A 14108-nucleotide genomic window follows, 5' to 3' on the forward strand; every position below is an offset into this window, starting at 1 on the left:
CGCACCCCGACCAAGGAGAGACGGATGGCGCAAGGATATCTGACCACCCATGTTCTGGATACGGCCCGCGGCTGTCCTGCGGCGGGGATTGAGATTACGCTCTACCGGATCACCGACAAAGGGCCTCTGAAGATCGCCGAGGCGGTGACGAACACGGATGGACGCACAGATGCGCCGATCCTCGGTAAGGAGGCTTTTGAGACGGGCACCTATGAGCTGGTGTTCGACGCAGGGCCTTACCTGACCGCCAGTGGGGTGGCGCAGGAAGAGCCGCGGTTTCTCGACAGCATCCCGATCCGCTTTGGCATGTCTGAGGCTGACAGCCATTATCACGTGCCGCTGCTTCTGTCGCCGTTCGGCTATTCCACCTATCGCGGCAGCTGATCCGATTTGATAGGTGACGCGGCGGCGCGCGCCTTGCCAAGGCGCGCAGGCCATGCGATTTTGCCGCTCTGACCGACCCGGAGGATCGCGATGCTCAGTCCCGCCGACCAGACCGCCACAGCCTCAGCCAGCCATCAATTGCCGCAGGTGACCGAACCGCGCAATCCTGGCATGGCGCTCGACATGGACTGGGTGCGCGCGGTGCAGGCGAATACCTCCGCCATTGAGCGGCGTGCCGCGACATTGCCTGCGCGGCGGTCGGTGAAGAAAGTCCATCAGGCCGCGTGGCTGCTGCGCGCCGTCACCTGCATTGATCTGACCACATTGTCGGGCGACGACACCGGGAACCGGGTGCGGCGGCTCTGCGCCAAGGCGCGCCAGCCGATCGCGCAGAGCCTGCTCGACGCGATGGAGATGGGGCCGGTCACCACGGGCGCGGTTTGTGTCTATCATGAGATGATCCCCGCCGCCGTCCACGCGCTTGAGGGCTCGGGTATACCCGTCGCGGCCGTGAGCACCGGATTTCCGGCGGGTCTGTCGCCGCTTCATCTGCGCATCGCGGAGATCGAGGAGAGTGTTGCCGCAGGGGCCGCCGAGATCGACATCGTGATTTCGCGCCGCCATGTGCTCTTAGGCGATTGGCAGGCGCTTTATGACGAGATGCGCACCTTTCGTGCGGCCTGCGGCGAGGCGCATGTGAAGGCGATCCTTGCGACGGGCGAGCTCGGTTCCCTGCGCAATGTGGCGCGGGCCTCGCTGATCTGCATGATGGCAGGGGCGGATTTCATCAAGACCTCGACGGGCAAGGAAAGCGTGAACGCCACGCTGCCCGTGTCGCTCGTGATGATCCGCGCCATCCGCGAGTATCATGCGCGCACCGGCTATCGTGTGGGCTACAAGCCTGCGGGCGGGATTTCGAAAGCCAAGGACGCGATCACCTATCTGGCGCTGATGAAGGAAGAGCTGGGCGACCGCTGGCTGCAACCCGACCTCTTCCGCTTTGGCGCATCGTCGCTGCTGAACGACATCGAGCGGCAGCTGGAGCACCACGTGACAGGCCAGTATTCCGCCAGCTATCGCCACCCGACGAGTTGAGTTCAGGCGTCGGGATTTGAGTATTTTTGGAAGGGTGCAGACATGACTGTCAAAGAAGTCTTCGAGACCATGGACTATGGTCCGGCACCGGAGAGTGCAGCGGAAGCGCTGGCTTGGATTGCCGAGCGGGATGGAGCGTTCGGTCATTTCATCGATGGGGATTTCACAAAGCCCGGCAAGGGCTTCGAGAGCCGCAACCCGGCAACGGGCGAGGTGCTGGCGACGCTGACTCAGGCAAGCCAGGCGGACGTCGATGCCGCGGTGAAAGCCGCCCGCAAGGCGCAGAGCGGCTGGGAGCGCTTGGGCGGCGCCGGTCGAGCGCGCACCCTCTACGCTCTGGCGCGGCTGCTGCAGAAGCACAGCCGCCTCTTCGCCGTGTTGGAGACGCTCGACAACGGCAAGCCGATCCGCGAGAGCCGCGACATAGACGTGCCCCTGGCGCAGCGGCATTTCTACTTCCACGCCGGCATGGCGCAGTTGATGGAAGATGAGTTGCCCGACCGGGAGGCGTTGGGTGTCTGCGGGCAGGTGATCCCCTGGAACTTTCCGCTGCTGATGCTCGCCTGGAAGATCGCGCCGGCGCTGGCCATGGGCAATACGGTGGTGCTGAAACCGGCGGAATACACCTCTCTGACCGCGCTGCTCTTTGCCGAGATCTGCCAGCAGGCGGGGTTGCCCAAGGGCGTGGTGAACATTGTGACCGGAGATGGTGCCGTGGGTGAGATGGTCGTGACGGCAGAGGTGGACAAGGTGGCCTTCACAGGCTCCACTGCTGTGGGGCGCCGCATTCGCGAGGCAACGGCGGGCTCAGGCAAAGCCCTGACCTTGGAGCTCGGCGGCAAGTCGCCCTACATCGTCTTCGATGACGCCGATCTGGATTCAGCAGTCGAAGGGCTGGTGGATGCGATCTGGTTCAACCAGGGTCAGGTCTGCTGCGCGGGATCCCGCCTTCTGGTGCATGAGCCAGTCGCCGAGCTCTTCTATGCCAAACTGCGCGCCCGCATGGACAAGCTGCGCGTGGGCGACCCGCTCGACAAGGGCATCGACGTCGGCGCGATTGTCGATCCGGTACAACTGCGCACCATCACTGATCTTGTTGCCGCAAACACCGCCGGTGAACGCCATGTGGCTGCAGCCACCCTGCCCGCTGACGGCTCCTTCTATCCCCCCACTCTGATCACCGGACTGAACCCCGCCGACACGCTGATGCAGGAGGAGATCTTCGGCCCCGTGCTCGTCTCCACGACCTTTCGCACGCCGGACGAGGCGGTGGCGCTGGCGAACAACAGCCGCTATGGGCTCGCCGCGACGGTCTGGAGCGAGAACATCAATCTCGCGCTCGACATCGCGCCCAAGCTCGCCACCGGCATTGTCTGGATCAACGGCACCAATCTGATGGATGCCGCCGCGGGTTTTGGTGGCGTCCGTGAAAGCGGGTTTGGCCGCGAAGGCGGCTGGGAAGGGCTTGCAGCCTACACCCGCATGAAAGGCGCCCGCAAATCGCTCAAGGAGATCACTCCGTTCAAGGGCGACGGTGGGCCCGCAGACCTCATCGACAGAACCGCGAAGCTCTACATCGGTGGCAAACAAACACGCCCCGACGGAGGGTATTCGGCACCGGTCTGGGACAGGTCGGGGGCACTTCTGGGCCATGTTTCATTGGCCAACCGCAAAGACCTGCGCAACGCCGTGGAAGCCGCGCAGGCCGCCAAGGGCTGGTCCAGGACCACCGGCCATCTGCGTGCACAAATCCTTTACTACATCGGCGAAAACCTCTCAGCCCGCGCCGGGGAGTTCGCCACGCGTCTGAACGCGATGCAGGGTGGCAAACAAGGTGCGAAGGAAGTTGAGGCGGCCATAAATCGGCTCTTCACCTATGCCGCCTGGGCCGACAAATACGATGGCCAGATCCATGGTGTGCCGATCCGCGGTGTGGCGCTGGCAATGAAGGAGCCCGTCGGTGTGATCGGGGCGCTCTGCCCGGACGAGGCGCCACTGCTGGGCCTGATCTCCTGCATGGCCCCTGCCATCGCCATGGGCAACCGGGTGATTCTCAGCGCATCCGAAACCTTCCCGCTTGCCGCGACAGACTTTATCCAGGTCTTGGAAACCTCGGACGTTCCTGCAGGCGTGGTGAACCTGCTGACGGGCTCACACAAAGAGATCGCGCTGCATATGGCCGGCCATATGGACATCGATGGGGTCTGGTGCTTCGGAGCGGCGCCCCTCTCTGCAGACATCGAAAAAGCGAGCGCCTCGAACCTCAAACGCACCTGGGTCAACAACGGACAGGCCCTTGACTGGATGGGCTCTGCAGGGCAGGGCCACGATTTCCTCGCGGCCGCGACGGAGGTGAAAAACATCTGGGTTCCCTACGGAGAGTGACGCCCGCACCTTGCGACAACACTCGGCCCGATCAGGGCCGAGGACATGGCGTGGCGCGTCAGCGCCTCCTTCTGACAGATGTCCTCAGTTGCCGGGCGAGCTCTCAAACCCGACAGGCTGACCGACCACAACGAAATGCAACCCCTCAGGGGTCAGCAGCTCATCCGCCACGCGTCTCACATGGTCGAGCGTCACCGCTTCGACCCGCGCGTTCCGTGTGGAGATGTAGTCAATCGGCAGGCCCAGCATCTGCATCCCCACCATAATCCGCGCAATGGGCCCGTTGCCATCGAACCGGAGAGGATAGGCCCCCGTCATATAGGTCTTGGCATCGTCCAGCTCGGCCTGGCTGATGCCCTCCGCTGCGGCCTTTGACCATTCCTCTCGGACCACGTCGATGGCCTCGGCGATCCGGTCATTGGCCGAGCTCACCGAGCCCATGAACACCTCACCGAGGTCCTTGGGGGCAAGAAAAGAGTAAACCCCATAGGTCAGCCCCCGCTTCTCGCGCACCTCCTGCATCAGGCGGCTCTCGAAACCGCCACCGCCGAGCACCTGGTTCAGGACCAGCGCCGCAAAGTAATCCGGATCGTCCTGCGCGATGCCGCCCTGGCCAAAGATTGCAACCGACTGGGGCGTATCGAAGGGCACGACCGTCACACCTGGCGGGATCTGCACGTCCGCGCGTTCAGGCATCGGCGCGCCGGTGTCCGGCAAATCGGCCAGCACCGCGTCCATCAGCTCGGTCAATTGGTCCGGCGTGATATCTCCCACCGCCCCGATATAGACCCGATCCCGCGCCAGCACGGCCCGGTGCGCGGCAATGAGGTCCTCCCGGGTCAAGGCCGTCACGCTCTCCAGGGTGCCATCAGGCGATGTTGCGTAGGGGTGATCGCCAAAGGCGATCTGATCAAAGGTCCGATAGGCCAGCGTCGTCGGGTCCTTCTCGTCGGATCGAATGCCGGTGAGAACCTGCCCCCGCACCCGCTCGATCGCATCCGCATCAAACCGCGGCTCGAGCAGGGCGGCGCGCAAGAGTGCGATCGACTCTGACTTGTTCTCGGTCAGAAACCGGGCTGACACCGAGAGGGCGTCATCGCCCACATCAACGCCGAAGCTGGTCGCCAGCGCCTCTGTCTCTCGGGCAAAGGCCCGCGCATCCATCTGGCCCGCGCCTTCTTCGAGCAGGGCGGTCATCAGGTTGATCGCCCCGCGCTTGCCCGGCGCATCGAGTGAAGCACCGCCCCGAAACCGGATTTCCAGCGCCACAAAGGGAATGGAATGGTCCTCGACCAGCCAGGCGGTCAGCCCCGCGTCGGACGTGACCTCCTGGATCTCCACATCAGCGCGCGCCGACAGCGACAGACCGAACACCATGAGAATCGTCAGAACAAACCGCGTCATTGGGTCACCTCCTCGCGCATCAGCCAGCCGGTGACGGACGCCCGCCGGTCAAACACGTCCCGTGCAGCCTGCATGATATCCTCCGCCGTGACCGCCTTGAGAATATCAGGCCAGGCCCGCACGTCCTCCACCGACAAGCCCGACGCGAGTGCCTGACCATAGCGATTGGCGATGCGGTCCACGTCGTCCCGGGCATAGATCTGGCTGGCCCGGATCTGCAGCTTGATCCGGTCAAGCTGCTCGGGGTCGACACCATCCACCATGAACTGTGTCACAGCCGCATCCAGCGCATCTTCCGCCTCCTGCAAACTCACGCCCGGGCGCGGCACGACCACGAGATTGAAGGTCGTATCATCCAGCGACACGCCTCGATAGAAGGCCGCGGAATAGGTCGCGATCTGCGTATCAAACTGCAGCGCGTCGGAAAGATAGGAGGTCGTCCCACCACCCAGGATCTCTGCCAGCAAGGTCAAGGCCGCCGCAGCCTCCTGTGCGCCCGGGTCCCGCTCGGGCGCGAGATAGGAGCGCCGCACATAAGGCTGCGCCACACGCGCATCGCGGAAGATCAGCCGCCGTTCCGCCGTCTGAGGCGGCTCCTCGGTCCGGAGGCGCGCGGGCAAATCGGGATTTGCGGGGATCATGCCATAGTATTGCTCGGCCAGCCGGCGGACCTCCTCAGCATCGACATCGCCGGACACCACCAGGATGGCATTGTTGGGAGAATAGTAGAGATCATAGAAGCCAAGCACATCCTCCATATCGAGGCTCCGCATCTCGTGCATCCATCCGATGATCGGCGCGCCATAGCGATGGTTGAGATATTGTGCGGCCGCGAGCTGCTCACCAAAAAGCGCGCCCGGATTGTTCTCCGTGCGTTGGTTCCGCTCTTCAATGATCACTTTGCGCTCCGTCTCGATATCGGTCTCGGTGAGGCGAATGTTGCGCATCCGGTCCGCCTCCATGCGCATCATCAGATCCAGCCGATCCGCCGCCACGCGCTGGAAGTAGGCTGTGTAGTCATAGGACGTAAAGGCGTTGTCTTGCCCCCCATTGCGCGCGACGGTGGCGGACAGCTCGCCTGCCTCCAGCGTGTCGGTCGCCTTGAACAGCAGGTGTTCCAGGAAATGCGCCACGCCGGATGATCCCTTTGGCTCATCCGCGGAGCCTGCGCGGTACCAGACCATATGCTGCACGACCGGAGCGCGGTGATCCTCGACCACCACCACCTGCATGCCGTTCTCCAGCGCGAAGGTGGTGACCGTCTCGTCATCGGCCGCGGCCAGGCCGGGCAAAATCGCAAGGCAGGCGGCGCGCAGGATTAATCGGAGCATGAGAGATCCTTCAGGAACGAGACAACCGGTTTCGCAAAGAGATACGCCCCGAGGGCGGCGGTTCAAGTCGCACTGTCAGGAATGTGAGGCAAGCGCCGCGTCAATTGGGCGGATAGCTTGGCGTCCGCGCACCCGCGCGCCGCCACTGCGCCGCGGTCTCCGCTGCGTCGAGCCGCTCCCGCCGGTAGGCCTGCAGATAGCGGTCCTCGCGGAACAGTCGGAACTGCGTAAAGCGCGCCTGACGCGTTCTAAACCGCTCGTCCGCTTCGGCGAGTTCTTGTCGGATACCGGGCGTAACGCCAAAGCGGCTCGCAGCCGTCACAAGCGCGCCATCAGACGCGGGGATCGCCGTTCCGCTGGACGGCCGCCCCCCCAGCGCCACAACGGCATCCGCCATAGGGTCGTTATCGGTCAGATTGGCCTGGCCCGGCGTCGGCGCAGGCAGCGTGGTCAGATCATCAGGTGTCTGCAGGGGGGCCCTTGGCTCGATGATGAACTCATCCGGCCCGCGCGAATTCGACCGCAGGTCGCGCAGCCCCGTGTTGGCGCAGGCGCCAACGCACGCAGTGATCAGGATGAGGGCCAGGATGCGGCGCATGGAAGTCTCCTTCAGAACACCCCGTTGATACGCCAGCCCGGCAGGGAATGTCACTGGCCTTTTTTGGTCTTGTCCTTCGGATCCGGGGCGAGAAACACCAGCATAAGTGCGCCGCCGAAGATGAACACATCCGCGAGGTTGAACACAAAGGGGTTGTTGATGCCGCAACAGGACATGTTCAGGAAATCCAGAACATAGCCGTAAATCAGCCGGTCAAGCACGTTCGCCAGCGCCCCGCCGATCAAAAACCCCGCACCCACCTGCGGCCAAGGGCCAATATCATGCCTGCGCACCCAGATGAGCACTGCGACACAGATCACCAAAGCAAGACCAATCAGCACCCAGCGGCTGGCCTCCGGCGCATCGCCGAAGAGCCCGAAGTTGATGCCCCGGTTCTCGCCATAGCGAAAATTCAGCACCGGCGGCAGCACATCCACCGCGCGAATGCGCCACAGCTCCATCTGGTGGATCACCAGATACTTGCTCAACTGGTCGATCGCGAAAGCCGCCACCGCGGCCCAGGCCAAGGCACGCATCAGAGCCCCCTAGTGCCGGAAATGGCGCATGGCCGTAAAGACCATCGCCAGCCCGGCCTCATCGGCGGCGGCAATCACCTCGTCATCGCGCATCGACCCACCGGGTTGGATCAGCGCCGTGGCCCCTGCCTCGGCGGCGGTGATCAGCCCGTCGGCAAAAGGGAAAAACGCATCCGACGCCACAACCGACCCTTGCGTCAGCGGCGTGGGCAGGCCCATCGCTTCGGCCATATCTTCGGCTTTGCGCGCAGCAATCCGCGTGCTGTCGACCCGGCTCATCTGCCCCGCGCCCACACCTACGGTAGCCCCATCCTTCACATAGATGATTGCATTGGATTTCACGTGTTTCGCCACAGTCCAGGCAAACAGCAGATCGGCCATCTCCTGCTCGGACGGCCGGCGCTTGGTCACCACCTGCAGATCCTCGACGCTGACATGGCCCACATCCTTGTCCTGCACCAGATACCCGCCCGAGACCTGCCGTACCGCCAGCCCGGCCGCGCGTGGGTCGGCAAGCCCATGGGTTGTCAGCAGCCTCAGGTTCTTCTTCTGCGCAAATACGGCGCGGGCGTCCGCATCGGCGCCGGGCGCAATCACCACTTCGGTGAAAATGCCGGTGATCTCTTGGGCCGTTTCGGCATCAAGCGGCTGGTTCAGCGCAATGATGCCCCCAAAGGCCGACGTCCGGTCGCAGTCAAAGGCCCGTGTGTAAGCGTCTTTCAACGTCGCACCCCGCGCCACACCGCAAGGGTTGGCGTGTTTGATGATCGCGCAGGCGGGGCCACCCGCCGGGTCGAACTCGCTCACCAGCTCGAACGCGGCATCGGTGTCGTTGATGTTGTTGTAGCTCAGCTCCTTGCCCTGGTGCTGCGTCGCCGTCGCCACCCCCGCACCGCCGGAACCATCCGTGTAGAAGGCGGCCTGCTGATGCGGGTTTTCGCCATAGCGCAGGCTTTGCGCCAGCGTGCCACCAAAGGTTCGGCGCCGCGGTGTCTCGTCCACCTGTGCCGCCATCCAGGTGCTGACCGCGGTGTCATAGGCCGCCGTCCGCGCGTAGGCTGTTTGCGCAAGCCGCTGGCGGAGCACATAGGATGTCTGCCCGTCCTGCGCCTCCAGTTCGGCCAATACCGCGTCATAGTCTTCTACATCCACCACCACAGTCACAAAGCCATGGTTTTTCGCAGCCGACCGGATCATTGCCGGCCCGCCGATGTCGATGTTCTCGATCACCTCGGCGTATTCAGCGCCCTTGGCCACGGTTTCCTCAAAGGGGTAAAGGTTCACCACCACCAGATCGATAGCCCCGATCCCATGCGTCTCCATCGCCGCAACGTGATCGTCATTGTCACGCAGCGCCAGCAGCCCCCCATGCACCACCGGGTGCAGGGTTTTCACACGGCCATCCATCATCTCCGGAAAACCGGTGACCTCGGCCACATCACGCACGTCCAGCCCCGCCGCGCGCAGCGCCTTCGCTGTTCCCCCGGTCGACAGCAATTCCACACCGCGTTCGGCCAATGCGCGCCCGAAGTCGACCAGCCCGGTCTTGTCGGAAACGGAAAGCAGCGCGCGGCGCAGCGGGGCGAGATCGGTCATGGGCAGGGTCCTTCAGGGGTCTTCTGTCAAACTGGCCGTGTCCATGTTCAGATCCCGCACACCCACCGCAGTTTCCTGCGCCTTGGAGATAGACCAGCGGACACGCGTGGCGTATGACATAGCCCGGCCCGAAAGCACAATCTGATTTGACCTGCGCGGCTTCAGCCGCCCGCTTTCCAGATAGACGGAGGGCTGTATGGTCAGCGTCTGCGCGCCATCATGGCGGAAGACCCAGATCTCACCACTTTTTAGCGCCATCGAGACCGCGGCACCGCCCAGATCCAGCGTCGCATCCACCTCAGGGTGCAGATGAAAGCGAATGTCGAACGCGATGCCCTGCAGCCGCGCGGCATCCATCGCAAGATCGAAGCGCTTCTTCTCTGCATCAGTCAAGGCGAGCAGCATGTCCTCGCCGGCCATTGCGCGGCCATCGAAGGTCATCTCCAGCGTGCGCGCATGGGTCAGCCCATGGGTCAGCGCGAAGCCGTCATGCCCGCCCTGAAAGCGCAGCCCGTCGCTCACATGGCCAATCTCGATCGGCACCTTTGTCGGCCCTTCGATAAGCTCTTCGCGTCCGGTGGCGCGTTCCTCATCGCCCAACCGCGCGCTGGAATAGCCGTCGAGCGACAGGGTGGAATGCGACGGCGTCGCCCGCCCCGCGCGGCGCCAGTCCGGCCCGAAAGACCGCCCCGAGCCGCAATTGACCACCACGGGCCGCCGCCCGGATGTCAATTCCAGCGCCAGGGTCGAGGCATGCGCATTGTAGGAGGCACGGCCCGCGGGCGGCTTGCTCGCATCGACGATGACGCTGGTGCGCCCCGCCGAGAGCCGCGCAAATCCCATCGATAACCCATCCGGCTGCCGCGTCTTGGCCCTGGCCTGCGCCAGCGCATGGTCCAGCCAGCCATCGGGCCCGCGCCCGCCACCGTGAAACCGGGCCAGGCCGCCGTCCGCATGCCGGAGGGTCCGCAAGGTGGGCGCGATGCGCTCGATGGCTTCCAGATGCTCATCGGCAGCGCTCTGCCCCGCATCCGACAGCGCCGACGCCGCCCAGGTCAGCAGCGTGAAGACATCGAGCAGCTCTTCGGGGTTGCGCGTCGGCAACCCGCCCTGCGCGTCGATCTGGCTCTGACACTCCCGCGCCAAGGCCTTAACTGCAGGCTCAGCCATGCGCTCCATGCCCTCCAGCGCGAGACTGGCATAGATCAGCCCGGTCAGCGCCTCGAACCTTGGCAACCCGCTGACCGCCCCCTGCCAGCGCCGCGCCAGAAAATGCGTCTGCTGATTGAGCGAGCGATAGAACAGGTCGCTGTCTGGCGCGTCATTGCCTTGCAGCATGAAGAGCGCGTGGTTGATCCACCGAATGAGCCGCCGTCCGGTCAGATCTGGCGTCCAACCCGGCCCGCGTCCGCGCCCGTATCGGTCGATCCAGCCCCAGACCCAGCGCTGCGCGGCCGCCCGTGCCCCGCGATCACCCACGGCTGCAAGATCGTCAAGCCAGGAAAATCCGTGGATCTCCTGCTCGAAATCCGCGTTGGGCATAGGCAGATCCCACAGATCCGCCTCCCTATGCTCCAGCAGATGTCCCGCAAACAGGAAGTTGCCCGCCACAAGCTGCCGACCGCGGGCAAAACTGCCAATCGTACGCGGTTCCGGCGACGAGACGAACCCAACGGCGCGGGCCCGCATCCGCCCCGCGTGCAAGGCATGCCAGCGGTTCAAGAAATGCGCTTTGCGGGCGGCAAAACTGCGGGTTTCGGACATGGGGTACCTGCCTGCTGGACGCTCTGGCGGCGTGTGGTCCGATTCTACCCCGAGTAGCGAATCAAGTCATCGACTATCTTTGCCTGTATCAGCCGGATTTGCGCAGGCAGGCGATGTAGAAACCATCCATGCCCCCAAGATCGGCCCAATAGTCGGGTCTCAGCCGTAGTCCGCCCTCTTCTGACCGCCAGCTGACCTCGACACCGGGCCGCTCCAGCGCGAACACATCCACCAGCATGTCACCATGGCGCGCCAGCGCCTCCTGCACCTGCACCTCGCCCTCATCCGGCAGGAGCGAGCAGGTACAAAACACCATACGACCGCCGGGCTTCAGCAGCGACCATGCGTGGTCGATCAATTCGCTCTGCAGCCTGATGAGCGCGGCGAACTCCGAGCCGTCCTTGGCAAAAGGCAAATCCGGGTGCCGCCGGATCGTGCCCGTGGCCGAACAGGGTGCATCCAGGAGGATGGCATCATAGGTACCCTCGTGATGCCGTGCATCCTGCACGACCAGCTCGGCCGTCAGCCCCGTGCGCGCAAGGTTCTCCGACACCCGGGCCATCCGCACCTTTGAGTCGTCCACCGCGGTGACCTCTGCCCCCGCAGCGGCGAATTGCATGGTCTTGCCGCCCGGCGCGGCGCAAAGGTCCAGAACCCGCTCGCCCTTCTGCGGGGCCAGAACCTGCACCGGCAGCGCAGCCGCCGCATCCTGCACCCACCACTCACCAGTGCCAAACCCCGGCATGGACGAAACCTGCCCCGATTCTATCACCCGGACAGACCCGGTCGGCAACAGCACGCCGCCTGTCTTCTGCGCGACCGCCGCCGGGTCCCCCTTGGCGGTCAGATCGAGCGGCGCGCCCGCAAAATGCGCCACCTCCATTGCGCCCATGGCGTCCGCACCCCAGGCTTCCAGCAAAGGCCCGCGCAACCATTTCGGCAAGCGCGGCGCACGCAGCTTGGCCCAGGCCTCGGGACCCTCCTGCGCCACCTTGCGCAGCACGGCATTGGTCAGCCCCTTCAGATGCCTCAACCGCTTGTGCCGCGACACCAGCTGAACCATCGCGTTGACCACGCCATGGGCCGCAGCGCCCTGACACAGTTCCACCGTGCCGACCCGCAGCGCGTTGCGTACGGTCAGTGGCGGATACTTCGACAGATGCTTCTGCAACAACCGGTCTGCCCGCTCCAGTCCACGTAACGTATCCATGGCCAGGCGCTGCGCCCGGGCGCGCTCCTCGGGCGCGAGACGGTCCAGCGCACCCGCGCTCGCAAGCTCCGACATCAGCCGCCTCTCGCCCAGGATCTGGTCAAGCAGATAAACCGCGCTTCTGCGCGCGGGAACGCCGGTGTCGGACATGAATGAGGCTCCGTTGGGTGCTGGCGGGTTGTCTGCGTCAATCTCCGGGGTATATCAAGCACTGAGCGACGAAAGATGCACAGATGACTGACGAAACCCCGCCCGAACAGCCTGCCCGCAAGCTGCCGCCCGAAGCCCAACGCGCACTGGCTGAGGCGCAAGACCGTCGGCGCAAAGCCGAACAGCTCAACCTGCCGCCCGAACTTGGCGGGCGCGATGGGCCGGAACCCGTCCGCTATGGCGACTGGGAAAAGAAGGGTCTTGCGATCGATTTCTGAGCGCCACCTGTGCCACCCGCAAACAAGGATTGGCGCACGCGCGCAGCGCGTTCCGTGGGATCAGGAGCAGACTATCTCAGCCGAAAGTCTGCAGAATCGCCCGCGCCACGGTCCGAGGTGAACCGAATGCGGTTGTCATGCGCCCGCACCTCCTGGCAATTATATCCAAGCGGATCGCCACCCCAAAAAAGATCGCGGCAGAAATAGCCGTCCTGCCAGGTCCAGTTCCCGGTCACCGCCCAGGCCGCGCCCATGCCCGAAATCTCACCCTCACGTGATACTTCCAGCCGCACGAAGGGGCGGCGCAGCTCTTTGCCCTGGATCAGCGAGATAAACTCTTCCTGGCTGTCAACCTTGGCAAATTCAGCCGCCGCCGGGCTCGCGGCCAGCAGCGCTGCGGCAATCAGTACACTCTTCACTCGTCCCATTGTCCAAGCTCCCGTTTGGTGCTGTGATAGAGATACGCCTCAGCCTCGGGTTTGGTTTTCTCAAACCGTGGTTAACCGGCAAATTATTGCTCAGCGAGCCCCAGAACATCGCGCATATCATAGGCGCCGGGCGTCTTTCCTCGCGTCCAGAGCGCCGCTTTCAAGGCGCCGCGCGCAAAGACCGACCGGTCCGACGCCACATGGCGCAGGGTGATGCGCTCTCCGGCGGCGGCAAACATGACATCATGCTCACCCACAATGTCGCCGCCCCGGATCGCCGTGAAGCCGATCCGGCCCCGCTCCCGCGCGCCGGTGATTCCGTCGCGCGCCCGGTCGGACACATCCGCCAGCGCAACGCCACGCCCCTCCGCCGCGGCTTCACCGAGCATCAGCGCCGTGCCCGAGGGCGCATCTACCTTCTTGTTATGATGCGCCTCGACGATCTCGATATCATAGTCATCATCAAGCGCCGCTGCGACACGCTTTGTCAGCTGCACCAGGAGATTCACCCCCAGGCTCATGTTGCCCGCCCGGACAAGGACCGTCTGCCGCGCAGGCCCTTCGAGCTGCGCAATTTCTGCATCCGTCATGCCGGTGGTCCCGATCACATGGGCCACACCAGCCGCCGCTGCGGCCTCGGCAAAGGCAATCGTGGCCGCCGGCGCTGTGAAGTCGATTACCACATCCGCCGCCGCGAAGACCTTTGCCGCATCATCGCTCACCACAACGCCACTCTGAACGCCGCCCATGGCCATCCCAAGATCGCGTCCGATCCAATCGTGCCCGCTGCGCTCCAAAGCACCACTCAGCACCGCGCGGTCCGAGGCGGCAATGGTCTCGACCAACATCCGACCCATCCGGCCCGACACGCCCGTCACCACGATTCTCATCTGCTCGCCCATGCCGCTCTCCCTCGCGCAAAACTCCGGGCCTCTGCTTATCGCGCCAC

The 14108-nt window shown here is 64.4% G+C and carries 13 protein-coding genes; 4 read left to right on the forward strand and 9 right to left on the reverse strand.

Annotation, left to right across the window (positions count from 1 at the left end; all coding sequences use genetic code 11):
- Positions 1-24 precede the first annotated feature (24 nt).
- The 3 genes from uraH (at position 25) to Q1A71_RS15375 (ending at position 3864) form a co-directional block, all read left to right on the forward strand.
- A complete protein-coding gene (uraH, locus tag Q1A71_RS15365; RefSeq protein ID WP_299678000.1) occupies positions 25-384 on the forward strand; it encodes a hydroxyisourate hydrolase in 360 nt (119 codons plus the stop codon).
- A 90-nt stretch (positions 385-474) separates the two neighbouring features.
- Positions 475-1479 (forward strand): deoxyribose-phosphate aldolase, encoded by a 1005-nt coding sequence (deoC, locus tag Q1A71_RS15370; RefSeq protein ID WP_299678003.1) that lies wholly within the window; start codon positions 475-477, stop codon positions 1477-1479.
- A gap of 42 nt (positions 1480-1521) precedes the next feature.
- On the forward strand, positions 1522-3864 hold the full coding sequence (locus Q1A71_RS15375) for an aldehyde dehydrogenase family protein (RefSeq protein WP_299678006.1): 2343 nt from the start codon (positions 1522-1524) through the stop codon (positions 3862-3864).
- A gap of 84 nt (positions 3865-3948) precedes the next feature.
- Here the strand turns inward: Q1A71_RS15375 and Q1A71_RS15380 are convergent, their stop codons facing one another.
- From Q1A71_RS15380 to Q1A71_RS15410, 7 genes are all read right to left on the reverse strand, one after another.
- On the reverse strand, positions 3949-5268 hold the full coding sequence (locus Q1A71_RS15380) for a pitrilysin family protein (RefSeq protein WP_299678009.1): 1320 nt from the start codon (positions 5266-5268) through the stop codon (positions 3949-3951).
- Positions 5265-6599: a pitrilysin family protein gene (locus Q1A71_RS15385; protein WP_299678012.1), complete on the reverse strand. Its 1335-nt coding sequence runs from the start codon at positions 6597-6599 to the stop codon at positions 5265-5267. Before Q1A71_RS15385 ends, Q1A71_RS15380 begins: the two co-directional genes overlap by 4 nt.
- A gap of 100 nt (positions 6600-6699) precedes the next feature.
- On the reverse strand, positions 6700-7197 hold the full coding sequence (locus tag Q1A71_RS15390; protein ID WP_299678015.1) for a DUF3035 domain-containing protein: 498 nt from the start codon (positions 7195-7197) through the stop codon (positions 6700-6702).
- 50 nt (positions 7198-7247) lie between these two features.
- Complete coding sequence (lspA, locus tag Q1A71_RS15395) at positions 7248-7733, reverse strand: signal peptidase II (RefSeq protein ID WP_299678018.1); 486 nt, start codon at positions 7731-7733, stop codon at positions 7248-7250.
- Positions 7734-7742: 9 nt separating this feature from the next.
- A complete protein-coding gene (gene purH / locus Q1A71_RS15400) occupies positions 7743-9329 on the reverse strand; it encodes a bifunctional phosphoribosylaminoimidazolecarboxamide formyltransferase/IMP cyclohydrolase (RefSeq protein ID WP_299678021.1) in 1587 nt (528 codons plus the stop codon).
- Positions 9330-9341: 12 nt separating this feature from the next.
- Positions 9342-11093 carry a heparinase II/III family protein gene (locus tag Q1A71_RS15405; protein ID WP_299678024.1) on the reverse strand — a complete coding sequence of 584 codons (1752 nt, stop codon included), beginning with the start codon at positions 11091-11093 and terminating at the stop codon, positions 9342-9344.
- Positions 11094-11181: 88 nt separating this feature from the next.
- Positions 11182-12453, reverse strand: a complete 1272-nt coding sequence (locus Q1A71_RS15410; protein WP_299678027.1) for an RsmB/NOP family class I SAM-dependent RNA methyltransferase — start codon at positions 12451-12453, stop codon at positions 11182-11184.
- Between the two features lie 83 nt (positions 12454-12536).
- Here Q1A71_RS15410 and Q1A71_RS15415 point away from each other — a divergent pair, with 83 nt between their 5' ends.
- Positions 12537-12731, forward strand: coding sequence for a DUF1674 domain-containing protein (locus Q1A71_RS15415; protein ID WP_299678030.1), 195 nt, complete (start codon positions 12537-12539; stop codon positions 12729-12731).
- Positions 12732-12802: 71 nt separating this feature from the next.
- Here Q1A71_RS15415 and Q1A71_RS15420 read toward each other — a convergent pair whose 3' ends face one another.
- Together Q1A71_RS15420 and dapB are read right to left on the reverse strand one after the other, a co-directional pair.
- Positions 12803-13159 carry a dihydrodipicolinate reductase gene (locus Q1A71_RS15420; protein ID WP_299678033.1) on the reverse strand — a complete coding sequence of 119 codons (357 nt, stop codon included), beginning with the start codon at positions 13157-13159 and terminating at the stop codon, positions 12803-12805.
- Between the two features lie 83 nt (positions 13160-13242).
- A complete protein-coding gene (dapB, locus tag Q1A71_RS15425; protein ID WP_299678036.1) occupies positions 13243-14061 on the reverse strand; it encodes a 4-hydroxy-tetrahydrodipicolinate reductase in 819 nt (272 codons plus the stop codon).
- Positions 14062-14108 lie beyond the last annotated feature (47 nt).

This window comes from uncultured Roseobacter sp., from assembly GCF_947493125.1.
Taxonomy (GTDB): Bacteria; Pseudomonadota; Alphaproteobacteria; order Rhodobacterales; family Rhodobacteraceae; genus Roseobacter.